Source organism: Streptomyces sp. NPDC059679, from assembly GCF_042734105.1.
Classification (GTDB): domain Bacteria; phylum Actinomycetota; class Actinomycetes; order Streptomycetales; family Streptomycetaceae; genus Streptomyces.
Map to the genome: position 1 here is coordinate 25,444 of NZ_JBHWES010000008.1, position 24,975 is coordinate 50,418.

Consider the following 24,975-nt stretch of genomic DNA (forward strand, 5'->3'; position numbering starts at 1 on the left):
ACTTTGCGGATATATGACCCAGTATGGTGCATTCGGCCCATCGGTTCGCGGCGCGGGCGCTCCGGAGCGAGGGGGTTATTGAACCTTCACCCAGTCAAGCGTCCGCTCGACGGCCCGTTTCCAGCCCGCGTAGCCCTCTTCCCGCCGCTCCCGGCTCCACTGGGGCTCCCACCGCCTGGACTCCTGCCAATGCGAGCGCAGCTCATCGGTGTCACGCCAGAACCCGATGGCCAGGCCCGCGGCGTAGGCGGCGCCCAGCGCGGTGGTCTCGGCGATTCGGGGGCGGCTGACCGGGACACCGAGGACATCGGCCTGGATCTGCATGCACAGGTCGTTCGCGGTGACCCCGCCGTCCACCTTGAGCACATCGAGGTGGACACCGGAATCCTGGTCCATGGCCTCCACCACGTCCCGGCTCTGATAGCAGATGGCCTCCAGCGTGGCCCGTGCCAGATGGCCGCCGCTGTGGTAGCGGGACAGGCCGACGATCGCGCCGCGCGCGTCGGAGCGCCAGTACGGGGCGAACAGCCCGGAGAAGGCCGGGACGAAGTAGATCCCGCCGCTGTCCTCGACCGTGAGGGCCAGCCGCTCGCTCGCGGCCGCGTCGTCGATGACCTTCAGCTGGTCGCGCAGCCACTGCACGGCCGAGCCGGTCACCGCGATGGAGCCCTCCAGGGCGTAGACGGTGGGGCCGTCGCCGAATCGGTACGCCACGGTGGTGAGCAGCCCGTTGTGGGAACGGACGAGTTCGGTGCCCGTGTTGAGCAGCAGGAAGTTGCCGGTGCCGTAGGTGTTCTTCGCCTCGCCGGGCGCGAAGCAGACCTGGCCCACGGTGGCCGCCTGCTGGTCGCCGAGCACAGCGGTGACGGGGATGGCGGTGCTCAGCGGGCGGGTGGTGCGGGTGTGGCCGAACGCCTCGGGGTGGGCCGAGGGGTTGATCGTCGGCAGCATCGTCCGCGGCACGCCGAAGATCTCCAGCAGCTCGTCGTCCCAGTCCAGGGTCTCCAGGTTCATCAGCATGGTGCGGCTGGCGTTGGTCACATCGGTGGCGTGGACGCCGCCGCCGGGGCCGCCGGTGAGGTTCCACAGCACCCAGCTGTCGGTGTTCCCGAAGAGGGCGTGGCCGCGCTCGGCGGCCTCGCGGACACCGTCGACGTTCTCCAGGATCCATTGGATCTTCGCACCGGAGAAGTAGGTGGCCGGCGGCAGACCGGCCTTGCGGCGGATGACCTCGCCGCGGCCGTCGCGCTCCAGGGCGGCGGCGATGGTGTCGGTGCGGGTGTCCTGCCAGACGATGGCGTTGTAGTACGGCATCCCGTTGCGCGGATCCCAGACGACGGTGGTCTCCCGCTGATTGGTGATGCCGATCGCGGCCAGGTCGGTCGGGGCCAGTTCGCCGGCCCGGATCGCGTTCTGCATGACCGAGTTGGTGCGCTCCCAGATCTCCACCGGGTCGTGTTCGACCCATCCGGAGCGCGGCAGGATCTGGCGGTGTTCCAGCTGGTACTTCGCCACTTCCGCACCATCGTGGTCGAAGATCATAAAACGGGTGCTGGTGGTTCCCTGGTCCACCGCACCGACGAATTCCGGCATCCTGCCGCCTCTCACTCGTGGCTCGGGGTTCGGGGGGGGTCGTGGTTCGGCTCAGGTCTCGGGGGACGGGGTCTGCCCCACCTCCTGCGGCCCTGGCCCCGGCACCGGGAGGAAGGGGCTGACCAGGATCCGGTAGAGGGCCGCGCCGACCAGGCCGCCGACAAGAGGGCCGACGATGGGCACCCAGAAGTAGAAGTTTCCGTACTGATCCCGCCAGGCGGTGTCATAGCCGGTGATGAAGCTGGCGAGGCGGGGGCCGAAGTCACGGGCCGGGTTGATCGCGTAACCCGCGTCGGTGCCCCAGGCCATGCCGATGGCGACCACGATGAGCCCGATGACGACGGCGGCGAGGTTGGCGCCCGGGGGCGTGTTCAGCAGGTCGGTGACCGCGAGGACCAGCAGCATCAGGATCGCGGTGCCGATGACCTGGTCGCGCAGCGCACCCCACTCGCTGACCGGAAGCACACCGTTGCCGGGCAGGGTGGAGAAGACGAACTGGGTCTTGAGGGTGTGCCCCGGATCGGCCTTGGCCAGCACCTCGGTGTAGTTCCAGCGCACCAGCAGGGCCGCCACGAACGCCCCGGCGGTCTGCGCGACCGCGTACGGCAGGACCTTGTTCCACGGGAAGCCCTTGAACGCCGCCAGGGAGAGGGTGACGGCGGGGTTGAGGTGGCCGCCGCTGAGCCGGGCCGCGACATACACCCCGAACGTGACGCCGAGCCCCCAGGCCCAGGCGATGCTGTCGTGGTCGCCGAGCCCGCCCGCGACGACCTGTGCGACAACGCCGCAGCCGAAGAGGATGAGGACCATGGTGCCCACGAACTCCGCGGACAGCTCGCCGATCAGCCCCGTCCGGTGCGCATCTCGCTTCTGCTCGCTCATGGGGCCACCCGTCTCCGGCGCTTTGACGACCATCGTGGACGGGCCGGGTCCCGTCGGCTCGCGCGGCTGGGCCGATCGGGGCAACGTCACGGCGCTCAGGGCTGTACGGGGAGGTGGGCGGCCCTGTACTACGGTCGTGGCCGCCTCTGCGGCCGATCGCTTTCACCGGAGCGGAACACTTTCGTGAGACAGGATCAGGAAACGCGGATGCCGACAAGCGCAGCCCCCACGAACTGGGCCGGCAACATCACCTTCGGCGCGGCGCGGGTGCACCACCCGGCCTCGGTCGCCGAGCTGCGACGGATCGTCGGCTCCGCCGAACATGTCCGCGCGCTCGGCACCGGCCACTCCTTCAATCGCATAGCCGACACCAGCGGCGATCTGATCCGCCTCGACCGGCTGCCGCACCGGGTCGAGATCGACCCCGACAGCTCGCGGGTGACCGTCGCCGCGGGCATGCGGTACGCGCAGGTCGCCGAGGCCCTGCAGTCGGCCGGGTACGCGCTGGCCAACCTCGCCTCGCTGCCGCACATCACGGTGGCGGGGGCCTGCGCGACCGGCACCCACGGCTCCGGCAACGCACAGCGGAGCCTCGCGGCGGCGGTGGCGGGTCTTGAGATCGTCGGCCCGGAGGGGGACCTGACACGGCTGAGCCGGGAGGCGGACGGGGACCGGCTGGCCGGGGCGGTGGTCTCGCTGGGCGGGCTCGGCATCGTCACCGGCGTCACCCTGGACATCGAGCCGACGTACGAGGTGGCGCAGTGGGTCTACGACGGGCTGCCCCTGGACCGGCTGGCCGACCGGTTCGACGAGGTGTCCGGCGCCGCGTACAGCGTGAGCGTGTTCACCGACTGGCACTCCGGGGACGGGGTGGTGTGGCTCAAGTGCCGCGCCGACCGGCCCGGTCCGCCCCGGCCGGACCAGCCCTGGCTGGGCGCCCGCCCGGCCGACGGCCCGCGCCACCCCGTGCCCGGTATGCCGCCCGCGCACTGCACCCGACAGGCGGGCGTGCCCGGGCCGTGGCATGAGCGGCTGCCGCACTTCCGGCCGGACTTCACGCCCAGCAGCGGCGAGGAGCTGCAGTCGGAGCTCATCCTCCCGCGCGGCGCGGCGCCCGAGGCGTTCGCGGCGCTGCGCCGGCTGGGTTCCCGGATCGCACCGGTGGTGCTGGTGTCCGAGGTCCGTACGATCGCCGCCGACGACCTGTGGCTGAGCCCGGCGTACGGCCGTGACAGCGTCGCACTCCACTTCACCTGGGCGCCGGACCGTGCCGCGGTGCTGGAGGTCGTCGCCGCGATGGAGGAGGAGCTGCTGCCGCTGGGGGCGCGCCCGCACTGGGGCAAGCTGACCGCGGCCGCGCCCGGGGATGTGGTGGCGGGCTATGAACGGGCCGCGGACTTCGGGCGGTTGCTGCGCGAGTACGACCCGGCGGGGAAGTTCCGCAATCCGTACCTGGACCGGCTCTTCCCCGTGGGGTGACGAGGACCCGGTCGGGATCAGGTGGGCCGAAGGTCCCTCATCCGGACCCCAGGCAGCCCATATGGCCTGGGGTCCCGCCGCGGGAGGCTGGTCGTGAAGGGCGGAGAAGGGGCCCGCGATGAAGCACCGCAAGATCGGCAATGTGATGACCGACGAGGTCGTGCGGGTCGGCTCCGGGGCCTCGCCCCACGAGGTCATGGAACTGCTCGCGCGACATCGCATCGGCGGGCTGCCCGTGGTGGACGAGGACGAGAAGGTCGTCGGCGTGGTCTCGGGGGCAGATCTACGAGCCGGGTCGGCCGCCCGCACCGCCGGGCAGCTGATGTCGCGGCCCGCGATCACCGTACGGCCGCAGGACAGCGTGGTCGACGCCGCGCGGACCATGGCGCGGCACGGCGTGGAGCGGCTGCCGGTGATCGACGAGGAGGACCGGCTGATCGGCATCGTCACCCGGCGCGATCTGCTGGGGGTCTTCCTCCGCCCGGACCACGAGATCCGCGCCGAGGTGATCGACGAGGTGCTGGTCCGCTCCCTGTGGCTGCTGCCGCACGCGGTCGACGTCACGGTGACCGACGGGGTGGTGCGGCTGGAGGGGCAGCTGGAGCGGCACAGCGAGGTCCCCATCGCGGTGCGGATGACCGGCCAGGTGGACGGGGTGGTGGCCGTCGTCGACCGCCTCACCTACCGCGTCGACGACGCGGCACCGCTCAGCGGCGCACCCGCGGCGGACCGGGGCCAGGCGGCGGACCGGGGGCGGAACGGCGGGCCGGGCTCGAGCAGGTGAAGGAGGTCCCGCATGTACTGGTGGTACGGCCACGCGGCGAGCGGCTGGGGCTACACCCTGCTGACCCTGATCATGCTCGCGCTGTGGGCCCTGGTGGCCCTGGTGGCGGTGGCCCTGTTCCGGCAGGCGGAGCACGGCCTGCACGGTCTGCGCGTCCCCTGGTCCCCGGCGGAACGGGTGCTCTCCGAGCGGTTCGCCCGCGGCGAGATCGACGAGGACGAGTACCGGACCCGGCTGGCCGTTCTGCGCGGGCGGACCCCGCCGCCCCAGGCCGGGCCCGGGTGAGGACGGGAGGTCGTGACCCATGATGCGTTCCGGCACCTCGCCGCTCAACGGCCGGGTCGTGGTGGGCCTGGACGGCTCCGACAGCGCGTGGGTCGCGCTGGACCGAGCGATCGGCGAGGCCCAGCGCCGCCAGTCGACGCTGGAGATCGTGCACGCCTGGCCGTGGGCGCAGACCGACCCGGTCGCCTTCGGCGTGGTCACCGAGGCGCAGACCCCGGTGGAGATCGCCAGAACGGTGCTGCGGCTGGCGGTGGCGCGGGTCGCCGAGCAGGCCCCGGAGCTGCGGGTGGTGCCCACCCTCACGGCACAGGACGCGGTGCCGGAGCTGCTGCGCATCGGCAAGGACGCGGCGCTGACCGTCATCGGCACCCGCGGCCTGGGGGGCTTCACCGGTCTGCTGCTGGGCTCGGTGGGGCTGCGGCTGGCCGCGCACACCTCGCGCCCGCTGCTGGTGGTGCGGGGCGACATTCCGGCCGCGTACGGGCCCGAGGGCCACGGCAAGGTCCTGGTCGGGGTCGAGACGGACGCGGACGAGGCCGCGGCGCGGTACGCGTTCGAGGAGGCGGTGCGCCGCGGCGCACGGCTGCGTGTGCTGTACGCGGGGGCGCGCTCGCAGCTGTTCGGCGGCGATCATCCGCTGCCCTCGAAGGAGGATCCGGCGGCGCGGGCCGAGCGGGAGCAGACGGGCGCGCACCAGGTGGTCGCGGCGCTGGGCAAGGAGTTCGAGCAGGTGCGGGTGCGGGAGCACACGACCCACGGCGCCCCGGCGCCCGCCCTGGTGGAGGGCTCGCGCGCGGCGGACGTCGTGGTCCTGCCCGTCCATCGCCGTGCGGCCCGTCTTGGCATGCAGCTCGGCCCGGTCACCCACGCGGTGCTGCACCACTCCCACTGCCCGGTGGTGCTCGTCCCGATCGACCGGCCCGACTGAGATCCGCTCCGAGTGAGGCCGACCGGGGCGGGAGAGGCCATGCACGGTACGTGCCCAGCGGGGACAATTGGGTATATCAAGACGTAGGGGGCATATCCGAGGGGAAGCGGTCATGAAAGCACTCGTCTTCCACGGACCCGGGCGCCCCTCCTGGGAGGACGTTCCCGACCCCGGCCTCCAGGAGCCCGCCGACGCGATCGTCCGTGTCGACACCACCACCATCTGCGGCACCGATCTGCATATTCTCAGCGGCAATGTGCCGGACGTCCGGCCCGGTACGGTCCTCGGCCACGAGGCCGTCGGCGAGGTCGTCGAGACCGGCGACGACGTACGCACCGTACGCCCCGGGGACCGGGTGCTGGTCTCCTGCGTCTCGCCGTGCGGCCGCTGCCGGTTCTGCCGGGAGCAGGCATACGGTCAGTGCCACGGCGGCGGGGGCTGGGTCCTGGGGCGGCTGATCGACGGCACCCAGGCCGAGTACGTCCGGGTGCCCTTCGCCGATCTGTCCCTGCACCCGCTGACCGGCGCGGCCGACACCCTCGAAGCCGTGCTGCTGGCCGATGTCTTCCCCACCGCCTACGAGGTGGGGGTGTTGAACGCGGGGGTGCGGCCCGGGGACACGGTCGCGGTCGTCGGCACCGGGCCGGTCGGGCTCGCCGCGATCGCCACCGCGGAGCTCTTCTCCCCCGCCCGGATCATCGCCGTCGATCTGCTGTCCACCCGGCTCGAGGCGGCCAAGCGGCTGGGCGCCGACGCGGTGGTGCAGACCACGGAGGGACCCAAGCCGCTGGTCGACGACCTCACCGGGGGCCTCGGCGCCGATGTGGTGATCGAGGCGGTGGGCACCCCCGAGAGCTTCGAGGCATGCACGCGCATGGCGCGGCCCGGCGGGCGGATCGCCAACATCGGCGTGCACGGACGGCCCGTGACACTGCATCTGGAGGACCTGTGGATGCGGAATCTGACGATCACCACGGGTCTCGTCGACACCCGCACCACGCCCACGCTGCTGTCCATGCTGACCACCGGGCGGCTGCCCGCCGCGGCGTCGCTCATCACCCACACCTTCGAACTCGACCAGATGGAGGAGGCGTACGACGTCTTCTCGCAGGCGGCCGACACCGGTGCGCTCAAGGTCGCGCTCGGGGTGCCGACCAGGCCGCTGGTGCCTACCGGGACGAACGGAGAGAAGTGATCGGCCATGTCCGAACCAGCAGGACGGGACCCGGCCACCTCACGGCCGGCCGTCGGCGGCGGCAGCGGCGGCGGCGGCGGTGACGTCGGACGGCGCGTGGCCCAGCGGCGCGAGCGGCTGGGGTTGAGCCGGGAGGAGGTGGCCGCGCGGGCGGGCACGGCGCCGGACTATGTGAAGCATCTGGAGGAGTCTCCCACCACCCCCGACCCGGGCTTCCTGCTGCGGCTGGCCGCGGCCCTGGACACCACCGCTGTCGAACTCCAGGGCCGAGGTGCGGCCGGGCCGCCCGGCCCGGGCCCCGGCCGGGAACCCGAGCACCCGGACCTGGTGGAGCTGAGCCCCCGGGAGTGCTACGACCGGCTCTCGACCCATGGCGTGGGCAGGATCTCGGTGTCCACTTCCCGGGGGCCGACCATCCTCCCGGTCAACTACAGCGTCGTGGACGACGCGGTGATCTTCCGCACCGCTCCGGAGGCCTCCCCGGCCGCCGCCGCGGGGTCCGAGGTCGCCTTCGAGGTGGACCACATCGACGAGGCGCTGAGCGAGGGCTGGAGCGTGCTCGTGGTGGGGCGGGCGCGGCGGGTCACCGACCTGAAGGCGGTACAGCACCTGGCGGGCCGCGCGTATGGCAAACCCTGGCCGGGTGGCAGCCGCGACCTGTGGCTGCGCATCGACCCCACCCGCGTCACGGGGCGCCGGATCCGCGTGCGCTGAGCGCGGGGCGGGACACCGCGGCGGAGCCGCCGCCTGCCATTGCGGCGCAGCCCGCCGCCGAGGCAAGGAAGGAGGTCCCGGTGCATCGGACCTCGCACATCGTGAGTGATGTGATGACTCATACCGTCGTCGCCGTCGGCCGCGAGGCCCCGTTCAAGGAGATCGTGAAGACGCTTGAGCAGTGGAAGGTGAGCGCCCTGCCGGTCCTGGAGGGCGAGGGGCGGGTGATCGGCGTGGTCTCGGAGGCCGATCTGCTGCCCAAGGAGGAGTTCCGGGACAGCGATCCGACCCGGCTCGGCCAACTGCGCGACCTGCCGGACATCGTGAAGGCGGGCGCGGTGACCGCCGAGGAGCTGATGACCTCACCCGCCATTACGGTGCACGCGAACGCGACCTTGGCCGAGACCGCCCGGATCATGACCCACCGGCGCGTCAAGCGGCTACCCGTGGTCGACGACGAGGGTCGACTGGAGGGCATCGTCAGCCGTGCCGATCTGCTGAAGGTGTTTCTGCGCGCGGACGAGGACATCGAGGAGGAAGTGCGGCGCGAGGTCGTGTCGTATCTCTTCCCGGCCTCGGCGGGGCAGCCGGTGCTGGTGAGCGTGCGGGAGGGCGTGGTCACCCTCACCGGCCAGGTCAGGGACACCGCCCTGATCCCGGCGGCGGCGCGGCTGATCCGCTCGGTCGAGGGCGTGGTCGACTTCGACAACCGGCTGGCCGCCGTCCACCACGTCACCCGGCCGTCGTGACCGCCACGGCCTCGGCCGCCGACGTACCGACGTGGCCTGCGCGCCTGCAGCCGACGTGGCCTGCGCGCCTGCGGCCGACGTGACCTGCGCGCCGGTAGCCGGTGGCCGCGGCGGCTCAGCCGCCGCGGCTGCTCCAGCGCGGCTCGACCTCGGCCCATGCCCGCTCCCACTGCGCGGCACGGCCGCGGTCCAGCCGCCACCGTACGACGCGCCGGCCGGCCAGGGTCACCAGGCATACGCCGGTGGCCGCCGTGGCGCCGGTCAGGGCCGCCCGGCTCTCGGCCTCCTGCTGGGTCAGCGGCTCGTGGACCAGTCGGCCGCGCGCGTCGATCCACACCACGGTCGACGCGCCCGCCGCGCGCCCCTCGCGTACCTGGGCGACACCGGTGTGGACCGTGCCGTCGGACGCCTTCCAGCGCACCTTGGCGGGGACGCGGTCGGCCCTGCTGCCGTCGGCGCGGGGCGTCGCGGCGGGGGCGTCCTCCAGCAGCCGCGCCGGGACGCCGTGCCGCTCGGCGCGCTGCGCCAGCAGGGGTTGTTCCACGGCGGCGGCGGTGACCACACCGGCGGTCGTGCCACCGACCGCCATCACCAGGCCGGCCACCAGCGCGACCCACGCCTCCACGACGTCCGAACGCCGCTTCAGCGGGTTGCGCCGCCACCTCCACCACAGCCGCCCCCGCGCCTTCGCGCTCATCGCCGCACCCCCTGTCGGTGCTGTCGCGTGCTGCTCGGCGGAAACCCGCCCGGCAGCGCAAGGGCTCCCTGTGTCGACCTTGCCACGCGCGGGCCGCGAGGGCGAGTGCCGGGCAGACCCGGCGGTGGGGACCATCGGCCCCACCGCCCGACCGCGGGGTCCGTTCGGCCCTGGCGCGGTCTCCCGGGGCGCGCCATGATCGGTCTCAGAGGGCCGGGCCACGACAGCAGTGCGGACGGAAGACCGCCATGACCGACTCACCACACCACCCCCCATCGACTCCGATCAGCCCGATCAGGGTGTTCTTGCTGGACGACCACGAGGTCGTACGGCGCGGGCTGCACGACCTCCTCGACGCCGAGCCGGACATCGAGGTGGTCGGCGACGCCGGAACCGTCGCCCAGGCGCTCGCCCGGGGCCCCGCCCTGCGTCCCGATGTCGCGATCCTGGACGTGCGGCTGCCGGACGGGAACGGAGTCGCCGTCTGCCGCGAACTGCGGTCCACCATGCCCGAGCTGGCCTGTCTGATGCTGACGTCGTTCGACGACGACGATGCGCTGCTGGACGCGATCATGGCGGGGGCAGCGGGGTATGTCCTCAAGCAGATCAAGGGCTCCGACCTGGTCTCCGCCGTACGCACGGTCGCGTCCGGCCAGTCGATGCTCGACCCGGCGACCACCACCCGGCTGATGAGCGCCCTGCGCGGGGAGAGCGCCGAGCCGCAGCCGCGGGACGAGTCGCTGACCGGTCTTTCCACCCGGGAGCGGGAGATCCTGACCCTGATCGGCGAGGGAATGACGAACCGGGAGATCGGCAAGCGGCTCTATCTGTCCGAGAAGACGGTGAAGAACCACGTCTCCCGTCTGTTGTCCAAGCTCGGCGTCGAACGCCGCGTCCAGGCGGCCGTGATCGCCACCCATGCGGAACCGCCGCACCCCGGCGGCCGCTCCCCCCGGCCGGACTCCGCCCCCTGACGCCGTCCGCAGCCGCCCTCTGGCACCGTCAGGCTTCCTGCCGCAGCGGAACGCTCCACACCAGGCGCGTGCCGCCGCCCCGCGGCGCCTCAAGCGCCAGCTCACCGCCGCGCTGTGCGGCGCGCTCGCTGAGGTTCCGCAGCCCGCTGCGCCGCCCGCCCTCCGAAATGCCCACCCCGTCGTCGGTGACCGTGAGGCTCAGCCGGCCGGACCCGACGACCAGGGAGATCTCCGCGCCACCGGCCCGCGCATGGCGGGCGACGTTGGACAGCGCCTCGGCCAGGACCGCGACCACGTCGTCCGCGACCTCGTACGGCACATCGGTGTCGACCAGCCCCTCCGTACGCAGCGAGGGCGTGAACCCCAGCGCGGGCACGGCCTCCTCGACCGTCCTGGCCGTACGCACCCGCAGCCCCTGGGCGGCCGGGCCCGCCTCGTGCGACCGGAGACCGAAGATCGTCGACCGAATGATCTTGATGGTGTCGTCCAGGTCGTCCACCACCCGCAACAGCCGCTCGGAGCCCTCCGGGTGGTGGACGAAGCGCATGGTGGACTGCAGCGACATCCCCGCGGCGAACAGCCGCTGGATGGCCAGGTCGTGCAGATCGCGGGCGATCCGGTCGCGGTCCTCCAACAGCGCCAACTGCTCGGCGTCGCGCCGCCGCTCGGCCAGCTTCATGGCGATCGCCGCCTGACCGGCGAAGCCGAGCAGCATATCCGTCTCCACCGGGGTGAAGGGCGCACTGCCCGCCGCCCGGGCCAGCGACAGCACCCCCTGGACCCCCTCGCCGGTCCGCATAGGGACCGCCACCGCGGGGCCGAGGCCCGTCCAGCGCGTGGGGCCCAGCGTGATCCGTGGGTCGTTCTCGACATCGACGCTGGTGACCGCCTCGGACGCGAGGAAGGCCGCGCCGGCGAACGAGCCCTGACAGGGCAGCACCAGACCGCGGTGCGCCTCGGCGTCGGTGCCGTCCGCGAGCGCCATCTGGAGGTCGGCGGTCCCTTCGACCGGCAGCGCGAGCACCCCCAGGTCGGCCGCGAGGAGGCGCCGGGCGTGTCCGACGATCAGCCCGAGCACCCGGGTCTCGTCCACCCCGGACAGCAGGCCCTGGGTGACTTCCGCGTTCGCCTCCAGCCAGCGCTGGCGGTGCCGGGCCTCCTCGTACAGCCGGGCGTTCTCGATGGCCACGCCGGCCGCCACGGCGAGGGTGGACAGCACCGTCTCGTCCTCGCCGTCGAACTCCGCACCGCTGCGCTTCTCCGTCAGATACAGATTGCCGAAGACCTCGTCCCGCACCCGGATGGGCACCCCCAGGAACGAGTGCATGGGGGGATGCCCCGCCGGAAAGCCGTACGAGGCCGGGTGCTCGGACAGCTCGGCCAGCCGCAGCGGCTCGGGGTGGCGGATGAGTTCGCCCAGGATGCCGTGGCCGCACGGCAGCGCCCCGATCGCCGCGGTCTGCCGCTCGTCGACGCCCACGGTCAGAAACTCCGCGAGCCGCCGGTCCTCGCCGATCACGCCCAGGGCGCCGTACTCGGCGTCCACCAGCACCACGGCCGCCTCGACGATCCGCCGCAGCACCTGCGGCAGATCCAGCTCCCGGCCGACCGAGAGCACGGCCTCCAGCAGGCTGTGCACCCGGTCCTGTGTCCCCCGCACCGCGTCGATGCGCAGCTGCAGCTCGTCCAGCAGTTCGTCGAGCTGCAGCCGAGGCAGATTCCTGGCGCTCTTCGCGCTGCCCATGCCCACCGGTGCCTCCCTCTCCTTACGGTAGCCGCGCACCGCGGGCGGTGAATGCTGTCCGGAGTCTTGGCGCGAAAGGGCGCGTTGGCTAATGTTCGGCCCTGTTGATTTCGGATTGGTTCGGCAAGCCCCGTATACCGGCTGAACATCGGCATCAAAGAAGGGTGGGCCGTCGATGCCCCTGCCCAGATTCCTTCGCTCCTTACGCCTTCTCCCCCTACTGATCCCGCTGGCGCTGGCCGGAACGCTGGTGGCCCCCGTCCCCGCCGCGGTGGGGAGCCCCTCGGCGCCGCCCGCGGACGTGTACCAGCTCCTTGAGGACCCCGAGGTCACCGCGGTCGGGCAGGAGATGGCCCACGCGCCGCTGACGCCGTACGACAACACCGCGGGCGCGCTCAAGGGCGACCAGGACACCCCCTGGACCAAGTCGCTCGACGGCTCCTGGAAGATCCATATGTCCGACTGCCCCGAAGACGTCCCGGAGGACTTCTTCGCCGAGGGCCACGACACCTCGGGGGCGGGCTGGCGCAGCGTGAGCGTGCCGCACACCTGGCAGACGGACGGCCTGGACCACCCCGTGTTCCGCAACATCCCCACCGAAATGTATCCGGACGACCCTCCGAAGGTGCCGCACGACGTCAACCCCACCGGCGCCTACGTCAAGACCTTCGAGCTGCCCGAGAGCTGGGAGAAACGCCGGACGTTCCTCCGGTTCGAGGGTGTCACCAGCGGCTATCTGGTCTGGGTCAACGGCTCGTACGCCGGGTACGACCAGGGCGGCTACACACCTGCCGAGTTCGACATCAGCGAGCGGCTTCACCCGGGCCGGAACACGGTCGCGGTGCAGGTGCACCGCTGGGGCTCCGGGTCCCACCTGGAGGACTACGACCAGTGGCGCTTCGCCGGCATCTTCCGCTCGGTCGGCCTGTACTCCACCCCGGCGACCCATCTGCGTGACGTCACCATCAAGACCGACCTGGACGCCGCCTACCGAGACGCCCGGCTGACCGCCCGGGTCGACGTCGCCGCCGTGGGCCCGGACGGGCAGAGCGCAGACGGCGCGGGCGCGGGTGGGGCGGTTGAGCGCAAGGTCAACGGGACGCTGTACGACCGGCTCGGGCGCAAGGTGACAACGATGTCGGGAACGGTCGGTCCCGGGGGCGGCACCGCATCCGCCACCCTCAGCGCCCAGGTGTCCGACCCGGACAAGTGGACCGACGAGACGCCGAACCTCTACACCCTCGTCGTCCAACTCCACGGCGCCGACGGCCGGGTCACCCACACCACCGCCCAGCCGGTCGGCTTCCGCGAGACGGAGATCAAGGACAAGCAGCTTCTCGTCAACGGTCAACGCATCCTCATCAAGGGCGTCAACCGCGCCGAGACCGATCCGAAGACCGGCCGGCACGCCACCAGGGAGCGCACCGCCTCCGACGTCTCCCTGATGAAACAGCTCAACATCAACTCCATCCGCACCTCGCACTACCCGTCCGATCCGTATCTGTACGAGCTGGCCGACGCGCGCGGACTGTGGATCGACGACGAGGTCGACATCGAGACCCACCACCACGACGGCTGCCCGAACGACTGCCTGGCCGAGCGGCCCGAGTGGCAGAAGGCGTTCCTGGACCGGCTGACCGCGATGTACGAGCGGGACAAGAACCACCCCAGCGTCCTGATGTGGGACACCGGCAACGAGGCGGGCCTGGGCAAGGCCCACTACGCGATGGCCGAGTTCCTGGACCGTGAGGACCCCGCCCGCCCGGTCTACCACCAGCCCAACAGCCCCGACGGCGATGCCCCGTTCGCCGATGTCTGGGGGCCGCGCTACCCCTCCCCCGCGGGTCTTGAGGAGAAGGCCAAGGCCACCACCAAGCCCATCATCATGGGCGAGTACGCCCACGCCATGGGCAACTCGCTCGGCAACTTCCGGGAGTTCTGGGACGTCGTCCGCAAGTACCCCCAGGTCCAGGGCGGCTACATCTGGGACTGGGCGGAACAGAACATCGCCCAGCCGCTGCTCACCACCCCCGACTCCTCCGGCAACGACATCCTGTCCTACGTCTCAGGAAAGCCGGACCTGGTGGCGGGGTACCGGGGCAAGGCGCTGAGGCTGTCCGGGCTCGACGACTTCGTCGAGGTCTACCGCGACCCGAAGCTGGACGCGGTCTCGGACGGGCTCACCCTGGACGCCCGGGTGAAACCCGCCGGCTGGACCGGTGCCTTCACCGTGATCGCGAAGGGCGATCACAGCTACGCCCTCAAGATGCGCGACAAGGACACCCTGGAGTTCTTCGTCTACGGGGACGGGGAGTGGCACACCGTCGCGGCCGATGTCCCCGCGGACTGGTACGGCTCCTGGCACCGCGTGTCCGGCGCCTTCGACGGCTCGGCGCTGACGCTCTACATCGACGGCGAACGGGCCGCCGCCGCCGACTGGAGCGGAAAGGTCCCCTACTCCGCCCAGCCGGTGAACATCGGCCGCAACCCGGAGACCGACCAGGAGAACATCCGCAGCCGCATGGCACACGGCACGGTCGACCAGGTCCGCGTCTACCACCAGGCGCTGAGCCCCGACCGGCTCGCCGCCGACCCCAGCTCGGAGGCAGTGCTCGCGCTCGACTTCGACCGGCTCGACCACAAGGGGGAGTTCCTGTCCTACGGATCCGGGACCGGCGGGGTCGACGGCGTGGTCTCCTCCGACCGCACCGTACAGCCCGAGGCCCGCACCATGGCGGCCGTCCACGCCCCGGTGCGGATCTCCGGCCCCGAGGCCGCCGCGGGGCGGATCGACGTACTGAACGAGCGCTCCTTCACCGGCACCGGCGACCTGCGGCTGCGCTGGCGAATCAGCGAGGGGGCCAGGACCCTGGCCCATGGGACCCGCTCCATCGACCTCGACCCCGACGAGCGACAGCGCATCCGGCTCCCGAAGCCGCCCGCCAACCCCAAGGACGCCGACCGGCAGCTCACCGTGGAGGCGGTGCTGGCCGAGGACACCGCCTGGGCGAAGGCCGGGCACCGCGTCGCGGTCGAGCAGTTCGACATCGGCGGCGCGCAACTCGCGGGCACCACGCCCGCCACGGTGCCAGGCAGACTGACCACCAGCACGGCCGACGGCCGGATCACCGTCACGGGGAAGGATTTCTCGTACGGGTTCGACCACGCGAGCGGTGAGCTGGTCTCGATGCGGGCCGACGGCCGGGAACTGCTCACCTCCGGCCCCGAACTCGACGCCTGGCGCCCCCCGGTCAGCAATGAGATCGGCTCCGAGGAAGGACCGTGGCGCGAGGCGGGCCTGGACCGGCTCCGGACCGAGCCGGGCAAGGTCACGGTCGCCGAGCGGGGCGGCGAGGTCACCGTCACCGTGCCTTCCTCGGCCGCCGCGCCCGGCGCCCGGGACTCCTCCTTCGCGCAGACCCTCCGGTACACGGTCAGCGGCACCGGGGAGCTGCGCCTGGACCACCGCGTCGAGGCGCGGGGCAAGGCGCGCACGGTGCCCTACCTGCCCCGCATCGGGCTCTCGCTGCGGCTGCCCGAGCGGTACGACACGTTCACCTGGTACGGGCGCGGGCCTCAGGAGAACTACAACGACCGCGAGGACGGCGCCCCGGTGGGGGTGTACTCGACGGACGTGGACGAGCAGTTCGCGGGGTACACCAGGCCGCAGGACTACGGGAACCACGAAGACGTCCGCTGGGCGTCGCTGTCCGACGGCAAGAGCGGTCTGCTGGTTTCCGGGTCCGGCTCGGGCTCGGGCTCGGGGGGCTTCTCGGCCGGGGTCACGCCGTACACCGGCATCGACCGCGCCGCGTACCCGTTCGCCCTCCAAAAGGACCCCGGCGGCAACACCCTGCACCTGGATCACGCGGTGAGCGGCGTGAGCGAGACCTTCCACACCGTGCTGCCCGAGTACCAGGTGCGGCCGGCCCGGGAGTACGCCTATACGCTCCGGCTGCGCCCGCTGACCCGCGCCGAGGCCCGCACCGGCTCTCCGCGCGGACCAGTGGTCTGCACCCCCGAGGCCGAGCTCACCGCCACCGACACCACCGTGCCGGCGGGCGGCTCCACCTCGGCCGAACTGACCGTCACCAACCCCTGTGACACCCCGCTGCGCGATGTCACCGCGGCTTTCGAGCCGGCCGACGGCTGGACGGCCGAGCCCGGTTCCGCCGAGCTCGGCGACCTCGCTCCGGGCCGGACCGCGACCGTACAAGCCAAGATCACCCGCGGCGAGAACGCCCCCGACGGGCTGCGGCCCGCCGTCGCCGCGCTCCGCGCGACCTCGGTCGGCGGGGCGCGCGTGAGCGCCTCGGCGTCGGTCGACCTCGACGGCACCCCTCCCCCGCCGCGCGGCGAGGTCTCCGTGTCCACGCTCGACTTCATCACCGCGGACAACGGCTGGGGCCCCGTCGAACGGAACCACAGCAACGGCGAGTCCGCCCCCGGCGACGGCAAGCCGCTCACCATCGGCGGCAAAACCTACGAGCACGGCCTCGGCGTGCACGCCGACTCGACGGTGGAGGTCTTCCTGGGCGGCAACTGCTCGACCTTCACCGCCGAGGCGGGGGTGGACGACGAGGTGGCGGGCGACGGCAGCGTCGCATTCGAGGTCTACGCCGACGGCGAGCGGGTCTACCGCGGCGACGTCGTCACCGGCGCGGACGCCGCCGTGCCGGTCGAGGCCAAGGTCGAGGGCGCCCAGGTGCTACGCCTGCGGGTCACCGACGGAGGCGACGGGAACGCCCACGACCATGCGGATTGGGGGGCGGCGACAGTGCGCTGCGGCGCGGCCTGACCCGGACTGTCCCGGCCCACCCCATGGGCCGGGACAGCCCCCCGTCTTTGCGCCGGAGGCGCGAGATCGCTCAGCCGCGCAGCCGCTCCTCGAGGCGGTCCAGGAAGACCTCCTGCCTCGCCACGATCTTCGTGCGCGCCTGCGCGAGATCCAGCCAGGCCACCCGGTCGATCTCGGGGAAGGCCTGAAGCCGCCCGGACCCCCTGGGCCACTCCATCTCGAATGTGCCCGGGGTGATCTGCCGCGGATCGAGATCTCCCGCCAGCGCCCAGACCGTCACGACCTTGCCCCCGGTCTGCTGGACGGAGCCGAGCGCAAGGAGGTCGCCCGGGGGCGGCGGCAGGCCCAGCTCCTCCTGGAACTCCCGGCGCGCCGCGGCCTCCGGGGCCTCGTCCGGTTCGTACTCGCCCTTGGGGATGGACCATGCGCGCTCGTCCTTGCGCGCCCAGAAAGGCCCGCCCATGTGGGCGAGAAGGACCTGCGGGGCGGAGACCGGGCCGGTCCCTGCCCGGCCCACCGCCGCCGGGTCCGCCGCCTCCGCCCCCGTCGCCCCCGCCCCCGTCGCCTCCGCCCCCGCCGTCTCCGCCCCGCGGAACAGCAGGATTCCGGCGCTTCGTTTTGCCGTCACGGTGCCCAGTGTGCGCTGCGCCCGCCCGGTCCGCCGCCGTGGCCCATCAGACCTTGCGGGCGTAGCCGAGGTAGGTGACCTGGGGCCGGGTGCCGGGGGCCAGGACGAAGTCGACGATGGGCGGGATCTCCTCGTCGGTGATCCGCCCGCGGCGACGGTCCATGGTGGCCTTGACCAAGCTGCGCGGATCACGGGGCTTGAAGTCGCAGATGTCCTCGTTGCGCAGCCCGTGGCGGCGCAGCGCCTCCGTCATCTCGGCGGGGGTGCGCAGCCGCTCCGCGGCGTAGCGGCCGGGCGGCATGATCCGGGTCATGGGCAGGCGCTGGAAGGCGATGAGGTAGATCAGCCGGGACACCGGGGTGCGGTTCACGGTGTCGTAGATCAGCACACCGTCCGGTGCCAGCGCCCGGGCCCCCTCCGCCAGGACCGGGCCGAGGGCCGGGGTGACCTCGAAGGTGTCCGCGTAGTAGACGAGATCGAACGCGGCATCGGCGACACCCAGCTCCTCCGGCGGCGCGGTTTCGTACCGGACCGCGCCTCGCTCCCCCTCGCCAGTCTCCCCTTCGCCCGTCTCCCGCTCGTCCGGCTCCCGCGCGTCCGGCTCCCGCGCGTCCGTCTCGCGCGCGATCGCCGTCGCGGAGGCGGACGGGTCGACGGCGACAACGTCGAATCCCAGCCCGGCCAGACCGCGGGCCAGCAGTCCGCGGCCGCTCCCCACCACCAGGGCCCGGCTCCCGGCCGCGGTCAGGCCGACCCTGCGCAGGGTTTTGTCCACGTACTCCAGGCGGCCGGCCTGGAAGGCGACGGCCCTGATCTGACGGCCGTCCACCGTGTCGGGTAACGGTGAGTCCAGTTCTATGCGCGGTGCTCGGGCCATGCTCTGCCCCCTCTTCTCCCTCTTCGGTTCTGCCTTCGCGTTCGGCTCGTCCGACGTTAACAAGGGGCGTACGGCGGCCGGCCACCGGCGGTTCGCGGGGGCGGCCGTGGGCACTCGACCGAGGATGCCGACAGCGCGACGCTGGGGGTGCTGATCATGCGCTACGAAGAGCTGACGAGCCAGGTCCAGGCGCTGGCGCAGCTGCCCGACCGGCGGTCGGCGGAGCGGGCCGTACGCGCCACGCTCGAAACGCTTGCCGAGCGGATCCCGGACGGTCTGGCCGACCACATGGCGGCGCAGCTGCCGCCCGAGGCCGCCGACTCCATGCGGCGGGTGGCCGCTTCCCACGAGGCCTCACCCGCGCAGCGGGCCTACCGGCGCGACCACGGCGAGCGGTTCGACCTCACGGGCTTCGCGGGGCGGATCGCCTGGCGCGCCCGGACGTCGGAGGACGAGGCGATCCGGGAGGCGAGCGTGTTCTTCGAGGTGCTGGACTCCGCGGTGAGTCCGGAGCTGATGGAGCGGCTGTACAAGGCGCTGCCCGGCGATATCCGGGAGCTGCTGCCCGAGGCGCGGGCCTTCGAAGGCCGAGGGGGCGAGGAAGGCCAGTAGGGAAGGTGAGCGACGGCCCGGCCGCGGGCGCACGTTCGGAAGGGCTCGCCGCGTATCTGGGCCTGTCCGGGGACCGCTGCGCCACGCAGAGCTGCCGCAGGGGCGGCTGCACGCCGAGATGGCGCGCCGCCGTCTGTATCTGCACCCCGTGCGCTGGACCTCGCTGGGGCTGTCCCCCTGGAGGCCATACATCTGGGCATGCCGGTCGTCGGCCTGGCCACCACCGAGGCGGTCGAGGCGGTGCCCGAGGGCGCCGGTGTGCTGACAGGCGGGCCCCGCTAATGCGCGTGAGCACCCGCCGTGGTGGCCGCGCCCGTGCCCGCCGCGTGTCCTCGGCCCGGGGCCACGCTGCCGGGTCCGCCGATGCCCAGGGCCACCTTGGTCCAGCCCTGTTCGCGGCGGTCGAAGGCGCGGTACGCCTCGATGACGTCCTGGGTGCCCGACCAGTGGGTGATCAGCGGGGAGGGGTCGAGCTCGCCGGAGGCCACCATCGAGACCAGACGGGGCAGATAGCGGCGGTGGTGGCAGTTGCCCATCTTGATGGTGAGGTTCTTCTGGAACGCCTCGCCGATCGGGAAGTGTTGCGCCTGCGGCGGGTAGACGCCGACGATCCCCAGTGTCCCGGCCTTGGCCGCCATCCGGATACCCCACCGGGTGGCCAGCGACGGGGCATCGCCGGGCCGCCAGGTGCCCTGGTCGTCGGGGTTCTGCTCGGGGGCGGTCTCCCGCACCTCGTGGGCGAACTCCTCGCGCTGCCCGGCCAGGGTATCGGCCGCGGGGCCGTGGTCGGGGCATGCGGCATCGATGCCGACAGCGTCGATGACCCGGTCCGCGCCGATGCCACCGGTCAGCTCGCGGACGGCGGACACCGGCTCCTCGGCGTTGAAGTCGACGGTCTCGGCGTGCTGCCGCTGGGCCAGTTCGAGCCGGTCGACGACCCCGTCGACGACGATGACCCGGCCCGCACCGCACAGCCGGGCGCAGGCGATCGCGGCCTGCCCGACGGGGCCCGCGCCGAGCACGACGACCGTGTCGCCGGTGCCGATCTCGGCGAGCTTGGCGCCGAACCACGCGGTGGGGTAGATGTCCGAGAGCAGGATGGCCTGGGCGTCGTCCACGGTGTCGGGCAGCGGTACGAGCCCGGTGTGCGCGTACGGGACCCGGGCGTACTCCGCCTGCAGCCCGTCCAGTCCCCCGGCGGACTCGGGGCCGCCGAAGAAGGTGCTGCCGGCCAGGGGGCCGTGGGGGTTGGCCCGGTCGCACTGGGCGTGGTAGCCGGCCCGGCAGTAGCTGCACACCCCGCAGGCGACGGTGGAGGGGATCACCACCCGGTCGCCGGGGCGGAAGTCGCGCACCCCGCCCGCCACCTCCTCGACGATGCCCACGGCCTCGTGCCCGAGGATCCGCCCCTCCCGCATGCCCGTCATCGTGCCGCGTACGAAGTGCAGATCGGTGCCGCAGATCGCCGAGGTGGTGATCCGTACGATCGCGTCGTACGCGTCCTGGATCTTGGGTTGGTGCACGTCTTCGAGGCGGATGTCGCCTACGGAGTGCCATACGACAGCTTTCATGGTTGCTCTCTTCCTGGGCGACAGGATGGTTCCCGGCTTACCGGGGTGCCCAGGCGGGAGCGGAGGAAACAGCCGGGCCCGCGCGCCACCGACCGCCGGGCCCGCGTACTACCAGACGTCGCCGTCACGCCAGTCGCAGATCAGCTCGGCGGACACGTCCAGCGGGACCGCGGCCGGGAGGACGAAGATTCCGCCGTCCTCGTCCGCGGTGCGCCGGACGCCTTCGGGGGTGAGCGCCGAGGTGGGCCCCTGCCACCGCTGCCAGCCGCGCGCCGCGTAGAAGTCCCTCGCCTCATCGCTGGAGCCCAGCGCGCCGAGGTCATAGGCGCCGCGCACCACCCGCTCCAGCTCCGCCATCATGGCGGCGCCGTGTCCGCGGCCACGCCGGTCCGCCCGTACCGCCACGCCTTCCACATAGCCCGCGCGCAGCGCCCGCCCGGCGTGCAGCAGCCGCCGCTGCACCACCGACGCATGGCCGATCAGCTCGCCGTCCTCCCAGGCCAGGGCGTGGATGCCGCCCAGGGCGTGGTCCCAGTCGTGGTCGGTCATGTCCCCGAAGACGTCATCGAGGAGGGCGCGCGCCACTTTGAGGGTGGCGGGATCCAGGTCACAGGTGTGTGCGGTACGTATATCGGCCATGACGCCATCGTCACATCCGGTGGGCAGGCGGCGCAGCGAGATTTCGTCGACTTGACAACGCCAGTTGCCGGACCGGCAAATAGGAGGGTGACGGATGAGGATTTCTCGCATGTGCTGACGGGTGTCGGGCCACGGCTGAGGTCGCTGCGCCAGGCGCGTGGCGCCACGCTGTCCCAGCTGAGCGAGACGACCGGGATCTCCGTGAGCACTCTCTCGCGCCTGGAGTCGGGGCAGCGCAAGCCGACCCTGGAGTTGCTGCTGCCCTTGGCCAAGACCTATCAAGTGCCGCTGGACGAGTTGGTCGGCGCGCCCGCCACCGGTGATCCTCGCGTCCACCCCCGGCCCTTCACCCGGCACGGAAGGGTCTTCGTACCGCTGACCCGCCACCTCGGCGGGCTGCACGCCTACAAGATGATCCTGCCCGCCGGGCAGATACCCGAGACCGAGGGCACTCGGCTCGAGCAGAAGGTGCACGAAGGGTACGAGTGGCTGTATGTGCTCGCCGGCCGGCTGCGGCTCGCGCTGGGCGAGCACGATCTCGTTCTGACCGCGGGCGAGGCCGCCGAGTTCGACACCCGTGTACCCCACGGCTTCGCCGCTGCGGGAGACCAGCCCGTCGAGGTGCTGAGCATCTTCGGGACGCAGGGTGAGCGGATGCACGTACGGGCCCGCCCCTCGGGCAGCTGAGGGCGGCATGGGCGCGGCCACGCGCTCAGACGGCCACCACGCAGTCGTCGGAGCTGTTGGTGCCCAGGACACTGACGATCCCGGCGGTGCCATCGCCGAAGAACCGGGAGAACATGCCGGCCGGGCGGCCGCCGAACAGCAGCGGCCCGAACACCGGGGCCACCTCGACGTCATGCGGCTCCTCGGCGCCGTCGGCGACCATCGCCAGCCGGCAGCCGCGCGGCGCCACGTACTCCTGCACCACGCTGGTGCCCGTCCCGGCGGCCGCGGCCACCGCCGCCTCCCACTCCGCCTGGCCGGTCTCCCGGCCGATGACGACCTGTTTGCCGCTCATCCCGATGCTCTCCTTGAGCACCAGCAGCTCGCGGTTGTCCACGGCGAAGGGGACGAGGTCGACCTTCCGCCCGCCCCGGTCCGTCCAGCGGTGGGACAGGACCCGGGTCCACGGCAGATATCGGTCGACCAGGGCCCGCTCCGCCGCGCTCATCCACGGCCGCCCCTCCGACAGCAGGCCCATGGTCAGCTTGCTGGACAGAAACGTGGAGGTCTGGGTCCCCACCAGCAGACAGCCGTGGTCCAGCGCGGCCTGTACGGGCGCGGTGTCGATGCCCAGCTCGGCCCAGTCCGGGATGGTGAAGTTCCGCAGCCCCAGCGGATAGCGCAGCCGCGGCGGACAGTCCCATGCCGAGTTCAGATCCTCGGGCTCGAAGAAACGCGCCGTCAGGCCATGGCTGTTGAAGTAGTCCGCCTCCACATCGAAGTACCGGGTGGACTCCACGCCCTGGTCGCGGGCGCTGCCCACCAGGGCCACCCGGGGCGCCACGGCCAGCTCCGCGCACAGCGCCCGGAACATCTCGGCGCGCACGGCGAACGGGTCCTGGTAGCCGAACGGCACCCGGCCCGCGTCGTCGGCGTGGAGCTTGCGCCACACTTCCAGGCGGCAGTGTGTCTCCACCGGGCCGCCGAGCGCGCCGCTGACATTGAACTCCAGGAAACGCGGCCCGTCCGGCCCGATCACGATGTCCGGCCGGGTCACACAGTCCGCGTAGCGCTCCTCGACGAACTGGTCGGCCACGAACAGCTGGTGTTCGCTCGCGGGCATGCGGTACGCCGCCAGCCTGCCGTCCGTGGTGGGCGCGGACTCCAGGGCGGTACGGCGCACCAGGTCGAGCAGCGCGGCGGTGGCGCGGAACAGCTCGGCGTACGACGCGCGCGGCAGCGCGATCGGGGCGGCGGGCAGCAGCGGCTGATACGGCCAGCCGGTGTCCCGGATCTCGGTGCGCAGCATCTCCCGGATGGTGTCCGCGGACGCGGCGGGCTTCAGCCGGTGGCGGCCGAACCACGGGTGTCCCGACGCCCCCGGTGTGCCGATGTCCTCGAGCGCGCCCATCCGGCTTCCCCCGCATCCCAGACGATCTCAATTCGCCTTTGCCGACCGCGAATTGGCCGAACGTCAGCATAGTCGGCGCCGCTACGCTTGGCGGCATGACGCTGCGCCGGGTCCAGGACAACGAGTACGTCGAAGAGCACGGCGGGGACTACGAGGACTTCGAGCCCGGCATGGTGATCCGGCACTGGCCGGGCCGGACCATCACCGAGACCGACAACACCTGGCTGACCCTGCTGACCATGAACCAGCACCCGCTGCACTTCGACCGGGCCTACGGGGAGGGTGCCGAGTACGGGCGGGTGCTGGTCAACAGCGGGATCACGCTGTGTCTGGTCGGTGGTATGACCGTGCAGGCGCTGTCCGCGCGGGCGGTGGCCAACCTCGGCTGGGACAAGGTCCGCTTGAAGGAGCCGGTGTTCGTCGGCGACACGCTCTACGCGACCAGCCGGATCCTCGGCAAGCGGCGGTCCAGGTCCCGGCCGGGGCAGGGCATCATCACGGTGGAGACCACCGGCGCCAAGTCGACCGGGGAGACCGTCATCGTCTTCGAGCGGTCCTTCATGGTGCGCTGCCGCGAGGCGGACTGACTCACCCCGGCTCCGACTCACCCGGCTCCGACTCACCCCGCCTCCGTGCTCGCGGCCTCGTGGAGCGCGGCCGCGGCGGCGGTGTCCTCGATGGCCATGCCCACCCCGCGGAACACCGAGGTCCGGCCGTCCGCCGCGCTCGCCCCGGTCACTCCGGTCACTCCGGTCACCAGCGCGCCCAGTTCATGCAGTTCGGCCACGCCGATCAGCCCGTCGGCCAGCGCGGCCCGCACCTCGCCCGCGTCCTCGAGCGCGGCGGCCCGCTCCTCCACGACGACGAACGCGGAGGCGAGCAGCGCCGGGTCGACCTCGATCGCGTCCTCGTGGGTGCCGCCGATCACGTTGATATGCGCTCCGGGGGCCACCCAGTCCGCCGCCACCAGCGGTGTCGGGTCGTCGGTCGAGGTTGCCGTGCAGATGACGGCGGCGTCGGCGACGGCGTCTCGTGCGGTGTCGCACACCGAGACCTCAACTGGGCGGCCCGAGCTGTCCGGGCGGCCCGCTGTGGCGCGGATCCACTCCGCGAACGTCTCCGTACGGGCCCGGGTGCGGGAGAACACCCGGACCGAACGGATCGGGCGCACCGCGGACACGGCCCGCACCAGCGCCCGCGCCTGCACCCCGGCGCCGAGGACGGCCAGGTCCTCGGCGTCCTCGGGGGCGCACAGCCGGGTCGCCAGGCCGGCCACCGCGCCGGTCCGGACGGCGGTCAGCTCGGCGCCGTCCAGCAACGCGGTGATCCTGCCGGTGTCCAGATCGGTCAGCACGACCACGCCGTGGATCAGCGGCAGGCCGCGGTCCGGGTTGTCCGGGGTGAGCGTGGTGATCTTGACACTGCCCACCCCGCGCCGCTCCCACACCGCCGTACCGGCCAGCAACTGCCGCCGCGGACCGTGCACACCGCCGTACGAGTCGTGTGCGCCGTGCTCGATGATCGTCCGGGCCGGGGAGCGCGTCCGGCCCGCCGACAGATCGGCGAACACCTCGGCCAGCGCGTCGATCACCCGCACCAACCGGTCCCGGCCCGCCATATCCTGCGCCCCAATGGTCACCGGCCCTGCCTGTCCGGTCGGCCCGGCCCCTCCCTCCCGCTCAGTCTCGACGCGCTCCAACGCACGGGCTTCCCCCGTCACTGCTCGCTCCTCCGTCGCTGCGCGGCTCC

Annotated in this window: 22 protein-coding genes and 1 pseudogene; 13 read left to right on the forward strand and 10 right to left on the reverse strand. The window is 72.4% G+C overall.

Going from position 1 to position 24,975, the window contains the following annotated elements; all coding sequences use genetic code 11:
- Positions 1–75: 75 nt before the first annotated feature.
- Together glpK and ACFV2X_RS11990 are read right to left on the reverse strand one after the other, a co-directional pair.
- Positions 76–1,593, reverse strand: coding sequence for a glycerol kinase GlpK (gene glpK, locus ACFV2X_RS11985; RefSeq protein ID WP_385614663.1), 1,518 nt, complete (start codon positions 1,591–1,593; stop codon positions 76–78).
- 51 nt (positions 1,594–1,644) lie between these two features.
- Positions 1,645–2,475, reverse strand: a complete 831-nt coding sequence (locus ACFV2X_RS11990; protein ID WP_385614665.1) for an MIP/aquaporin family protein — start codon at positions 2,473–2,475, stop codon at positions 1,645–1,647.
- Positions 2,476–2,682: 207 nt separating this feature from the next.
- Here ACFV2X_RS11990 and ACFV2X_RS11995 point away from each other — a divergent pair, with 207 nt between their 5' ends.
- The 7 genes from ACFV2X_RS11995 to ACFV2X_RS12025 all read left to right on the forward strand — a co-directional run bounded on the left by ACFV2X_RS11995 (position 2,683) and on the right by ACFV2X_RS12025 (position 8,609).
- Positions 2,683–3,954 (forward strand): FAD-binding protein, encoded by a 1,272-nt coding sequence (locus ACFV2X_RS11995; protein ID WP_385614668.1) that lies wholly within the window; start codon positions 2,683–2,685, stop codon positions 3,952–3,954.
- Between the two features lie 118 nt (positions 3,955–4,072).
- The gene (locus tag ACFV2X_RS12000; protein WP_385614670.1) at positions 4,073–4,738 is read left to right on the forward strand and encodes an HPP family protein; all 666 of its coding nucleotides are present in this window, start codon (positions 4,073–4,075) and stop codon (positions 4,736–4,738) included.
- A 12-nt stretch (positions 4,739–4,750) separates the two neighbouring features.
- Positions 4,751–5,023, forward strand: coding sequence for an SHOCT domain-containing protein (locus tag ACFV2X_RS12005; protein WP_385614672.1), 273 nt, complete (start codon positions 4,751–4,753; stop codon positions 5,021–5,023).
- A gap of 19 nt (positions 5,024–5,042) precedes the next feature.
- Complete coding sequence (locus tag ACFV2X_RS12010) at positions 5,043–5,951, forward strand: universal stress protein (protein ID WP_385614675.1); 909 nt, start codon at positions 5,043–5,045, stop codon at positions 5,949–5,951.
- A 112-nt stretch (positions 5,952–6,063) separates the two neighbouring features.
- On the forward strand, positions 6,064–7,146 hold the full coding sequence (locus ACFV2X_RS12015; RefSeq protein ID WP_385614677.1) for a zinc-dependent alcohol dehydrogenase family protein: 1,083 nt from the start codon (positions 6,064–6,066) through the stop codon (positions 7,144–7,146).
- Between the two features lie 6 nt (positions 7,147–7,152).
- The gene (locus ACFV2X_RS12020) at positions 7,153–7,860 is read left to right on the forward strand and encodes a pyridoxamine 5'-phosphate oxidase family protein (RefSeq protein WP_385614679.1); all 708 of its coding nucleotides are present in this window, start codon (positions 7,153–7,155) and stop codon (positions 7,858–7,860) included.
- An 80-nt stretch (positions 7,861–7,940) separates the two neighbouring features.
- On the forward strand, positions 7,941–8,609 hold the full coding sequence (locus ACFV2X_RS12025; RefSeq protein WP_385614682.1) for a CBS domain-containing protein: 669 nt from the start codon (positions 7,941–7,943) through the stop codon (positions 8,607–8,609).
- 115 nt (positions 8,610–8,724) lie between these two features.
- Here ACFV2X_RS12025 and ACFV2X_RS12030 read toward each other — a convergent pair whose 3' ends face one another.
- The gene (locus tag ACFV2X_RS12030; protein ID WP_385614685.1) at positions 8,725–9,306 is read right to left on the reverse strand and encodes a hypothetical protein; all 582 of its coding nucleotides are present in this window, start codon (positions 9,304–9,306) and stop codon (positions 8,725–8,727) included.
- 248 nt (positions 9,307–9,554) lie between these two features.
- On the opposite strand from ACFV2X_RS12030, the gene ACFV2X_RS12035 reads away from it, so the two are divergent.
- Positions 9,555–10,280, forward strand: a complete 726-nt coding sequence (locus tag ACFV2X_RS12035) for a response regulator (RefSeq protein ID WP_385614687.1) — start codon at positions 9,555–9,557, stop codon at positions 10,278–10,280.
- Positions 10,281–10,308: 28 nt separating this feature from the next.
- Here ACFV2X_RS12035 and ACFV2X_RS12040 read toward each other — a convergent pair whose 3' ends face one another.
- Entirely contained in the window at positions 10,309–12,024 is a 1,716-nt protein-coding gene (locus ACFV2X_RS12040) for a GAF domain-containing protein (RefSeq protein WP_385614690.1), read from the reverse strand.
- Positions 12,025–12,199: 175 nt separating this feature from the next.
- Between ACFV2X_RS12040 and ACFV2X_RS12045 the strand changes: the two genes are divergently transcribed.
- A complete protein-coding gene (locus ACFV2X_RS12045) occupies positions 12,200–16,822 on the forward strand; it encodes a glycoside hydrolase family 2 TIM barrel-domain containing protein (protein ID WP_385614692.1) in 4,623 nt (1,540 codons plus the stop codon).
- 70 nt (positions 16,823–16,892) lie between these two features.
- On the opposite strand, the gene ACFV2X_RS12050 is transcribed toward ACFV2X_RS12045, so the two are convergent.
- Both ACFV2X_RS12050 and ACFV2X_RS12055 read right to left on the reverse strand, forming a co-directional pair.
- Entirely contained in the window at positions 16,893–17,450 is a 558-nt protein-coding gene (locus ACFV2X_RS12050) for an NUDIX domain-containing protein (RefSeq protein ID WP_385614694.1), read from the reverse strand.
- Positions 17,451–17,496: 46 nt separating this feature from the next.
- Complete coding sequence (locus ACFV2X_RS12055) at positions 17,497–18,327, reverse strand: class I SAM-dependent methyltransferase (protein WP_385614697.1); 831 nt, start codon at positions 18,325–18,327, stop codon at positions 17,497–17,499.
- Between the two features lie 156 nt (positions 18,328–18,483).
- On the opposite strand from ACFV2X_RS12055, the gene ACFV2X_RS12060 reads away from it, so the two are divergent.
- On the forward strand, positions 18,484–18,939 hold the full coding sequence (locus ACFV2X_RS12060; RefSeq protein ID WP_385614699.1) for a DUF2267 domain-containing protein: 456 nt from the start codon (positions 18,484–18,486) through the stop codon (positions 18,937–18,939).
- A 26-nt stretch (positions 18,940–18,965) separates the two neighbouring features.
- Positions 18,966–19,215 (forward strand): annotated as a pseudogene (locus ACFV2X_RS12065) (glycosyltransferase); the annotation flags it as partial.
- 2 nt (positions 19,216–19,217) lie between these two features.
- On the opposite strand, the gene ACFV2X_RS12070 reads toward ACFV2X_RS12065, so the two are convergent.
- On the reverse strand, positions 19,218–20,510 hold the full coding sequence (locus ACFV2X_RS12070) for a zinc-dependent alcohol dehydrogenase (protein WP_385614702.1): 1,293 nt from the start codon (positions 20,508–20,510) through the stop codon (positions 19,218–19,220).
- A gap of 108 nt (positions 20,511–20,618) precedes the next feature.
- Complete coding sequence (locus ACFV2X_RS12075) at positions 20,619–21,149, reverse strand: GNAT family N-acetyltransferase (RefSeq protein ID WP_385614705.1); 531 nt, start codon at positions 21,147–21,149, stop codon at positions 20,619–20,621.
- An 87-nt stretch (positions 21,150–21,236) separates the two neighbouring features.
- Between ACFV2X_RS12075 and ACFV2X_RS12080 the strand changes: the two genes are divergently transcribed.
- A complete protein-coding gene (locus ACFV2X_RS12080) occupies positions 21,237–21,836 on the forward strand; it encodes a helix-turn-helix domain-containing protein (RefSeq protein ID WP_385614708.1) in 600 nt (199 codons plus the stop codon).
- 25 nt (positions 21,837–21,861) lie between these two features.
- On the opposite strand, the gene ACFV2X_RS12085 is transcribed toward ACFV2X_RS12080, so the two are convergent.
- Positions 21,862–23,226, reverse strand: coding sequence for a hypothetical protein (locus ACFV2X_RS12085; protein WP_385614711.1), 1,365 nt, complete (start codon positions 23,224–23,226; stop codon positions 21,862–21,864).
- Positions 23,227–23,321: 95 nt separating this feature from the next.
- Here ACFV2X_RS12085 and ACFV2X_RS12090 point away from each other — a divergent pair, with 95 nt between their 5' ends.
- Positions 23,322–23,813 carry a MaoC family dehydratase gene (locus tag ACFV2X_RS12090; protein ID WP_385614714.1) on the forward strand — a complete coding sequence of 164 codons (492 nt, stop codon included), beginning with the start codon at positions 23,322–23,324 and terminating at the stop codon, positions 23,811–23,813.
- Positions 23,814–23,845: 32 nt separating this feature from the next.
- Here ACFV2X_RS12090 and ACFV2X_RS12095 read toward each other — a convergent pair whose 3' ends face one another.
- The gene (locus ACFV2X_RS12095) at positions 23,846–24,844 is read right to left on the reverse strand and encodes an ornithine cyclodeaminase family protein (protein WP_385615063.1); all 999 of its coding nucleotides are present in this window, start codon (positions 24,842–24,844) and stop codon (positions 23,846–23,848) included.
- Positions 24,845–24,975 lie beyond the last annotated feature (131 nt).